We start from the raw sequence: 417 nt of genomic DNA on the forward strand, positions 1-417 counted from the left end.
GGCTTATCTAATGGTTTTAATACAAAAACCTTTTTAGAGTTACGCGCCAAAACGGTATTCTTAGCTAAAGAAAAACCAAAAAAATCTAGAAAATCTGTTATAGATGGCACTACAAATATTGAGTTATTCGAATTGCTACGTGTGTTAAGAAATGAGATTGCTCAAGAAAAAGATTTAATACATTACCAAGTATTTACACAGAAAGCTTTGTACGAAATCTGCGAAACCTTACCTACTAACAAAAGTGAGTTGTTAGAAGTTAATGGTATGGGAAAAACACGTGTAGAAAAATACGGAAGTGCCATTTTAAAAGTGATTAGAGAATACTGTGATGAAAATGATATAGAAGTTTCTGAAGAAGTAGATTTATTTGAAAGCGACAAGCCAAAACGTAAAAAAGTAGACACTAAAAAAGAG

1 protein-coding gene is annotated in these 417 nt (G+C 31.4%); it reads left to right on the forward strand.

The window, feature by feature from the left end:
- The coding region (locus tag ACVC2P_RS15770) for an HRDC domain-containing protein (RefSeq protein ID WP_452599414.1) at positions 1-417 on the forward strand (417 nt) is incomplete at both ends.

This window comes from Pontimicrobium sp. MEBiC01747 (assembly GCF_053601635.1).